Raw genomic sequence first — 1,794 nt, 5'->3', positions numbered from 1 at the left:
GGCTTTGTTGAATAAATCAGAGTCAGGCGACAGGATAGCTCCCGCCGGTACACCCGTTATGCGATCCGGATGCTGTCCGGCATCCCCAACAGCGTCATCCGGTTCAGCGCTTTGACCATCGCCATTGCTTCACCCACCTGCGCGTCATAGTCCCGCAGGCTCAGATGAGCACCCAAGAGCGTTTTGAACCGGAACATGGCCGTTTCTGCCACTGAACGCCTGTGATAACCCACTTTCTTTTTCCAGACGTCATTGCTGCCGCTCAGATGCTGATTTGCCACGGCGTGGTTACGTTCATGGTACTTGTCGGGCCAGTATTGCGCACCACTTCGTGGCGGAATGAGCGGCCTGATTTTTTTCCTCAGCAAAGCATCATGGCAGTAACGGGTATCGTAGGCGCCGTCTGCTGAGGCTTCCCTGATTTTCCGGTGGGTCTGGTTAATCAGCACCGGCAGTGCCTGTGCATCTGTCGTTCCGCTGAGCGATAAATCGGCACAGATAATCTCGTGCGTCGCACTGTCTGCGGCCAGATGGAGCTTGCGCCACACTCTGCGTTTGTCGGCCCCATGCTGCCTGACTTTCCATTCACCTTCACCGAAAACCTTCAGGCCTGTACTGTCGATGACCAGGTGCGCGATTTCACCCCGGGTTGGCGTCTTTATGTTGATGTTGACGGTCTTTGACCGCCTGCTGACCAGAGAGTAATCCGGGCAGCACAGCGGCAGAGCCATCAGCTTAAAAATCGAGTCAACGAAGCCCTGTAATGCCCGGAGCGACAGGTTGAACACGCGCTTCATCATCAGAACCGTGATGACAGCCATATCGGTGTAGTGAAGCGGACGGCCACGCCCTTCGGGCTGTGTACTGTCAGTCCATGCTGCAATGGCTGACTCATCAAGCCACACAGTGAGTGAACCGCGCTGCCTGAGTGCGTTGTTGTAGGCGGACCAGTTAGTGATTTTAAACTTTTGCTTTGCCATGGGGATCCAATGCTGAAACGACTGTATCGATCAGATCCGCTAATCACCTAAAAGTTCGATTTATTCAACAAAGCCATATTACTCTTGAAAGTAGAAATAAAGGAGCATCTATATCAACTATTGAACTTGTGGCTGGTAGTTTACTATCTTTTGAACGATACTTATTTTACGCAAAAATAAATATTAGAGATCGTATTACAAATTTTTCATTTCTATCTAATGCAGAATTAGATGCACTTTATAATTACATATCCAAAAGGCACAAAAGGCTGAAAGTTGTAAATATACGAAGGTTGCCAGAAGTTGCGGATAGAACTCGACACTTTAGAATTACGACCATTGTTAACTATCTGAAATGGTATATATCAGAGGTTATACCATTTATGTCAGATGAGCAGATTCTTAAAACTGATTTGTTCATCAAAAGAATTGAAAGTAGAAAGCCACGAATAAAACAATCATACTACTCAGATACTGAAAATAAAGCTCTGGATGAGAAACAGCAGAATGAACTAAAGAAGATTATCGATATTGGAAGTTTGAATAACCCTTTTAAACCTGAAGTGCAATTGAGAAATTATTTACTTATACATATTCTTCTTGAGCTTGGCATAAGATGCGGGGAAATATTAAACATCCAAATTAAAGATATCAATTTTGATAAAAGCATCCTTTCCATTATTAGAAGGCCAGATGAGATAAAAGATCCAAGAAAAAAACAGCCATTAGTGAAAACTAATGAAAGAACATTACCTCTTTCCCCACATTTAGTTTCTAAAATCAAAGAGTATATATTTGATTATAGGAAGCAAAC

2 protein-coding genes are annotated in these 1,794 nt (G+C 44.5%); one reads left to right on the top strand and one right to left on the bottom strand.

Going from position 1 to position 1,794, the window contains the following annotated elements; all coding sequences use genetic code 11:
• Positions 1–56: 56 nt before the first annotated feature.
• Entirely contained in the window at positions 57–980 is a 924-nt protein-coding gene (locus ADK28_RS14415) for an IS5 family transposase (RefSeq protein WP_048795946.1), read from the bottom strand.
• A gap of 383 nt (positions 981–1,363) precedes the next feature.
• On the opposite strand from ADK28_RS14415, the gene ADK28_RS32730 reads away from it, so the two are divergent.
• A partial coding sequence (locus ADK28_RS32730; RefSeq protein WP_048795945.1) for a site-specific integrase occupies positions 1,364–1,794 on the top strand: 431 nt, incomplete at its 3' end.

This window comes from Serratia sp. 506_PEND, from assembly GCF_001076875.1.
In the GTDB taxonomy this organism is placed as follows: domain Bacteria; phylum Pseudomonadota; class Gammaproteobacteria; order Enterobacterales; family Enterobacteriaceae; genus Serratia; species Serratia marcescens.
The sequence above is the reverse complement of the archived record's forward strand: the minus strand, read 5'-3'. Positions and strand labels throughout refer to the sequence as shown.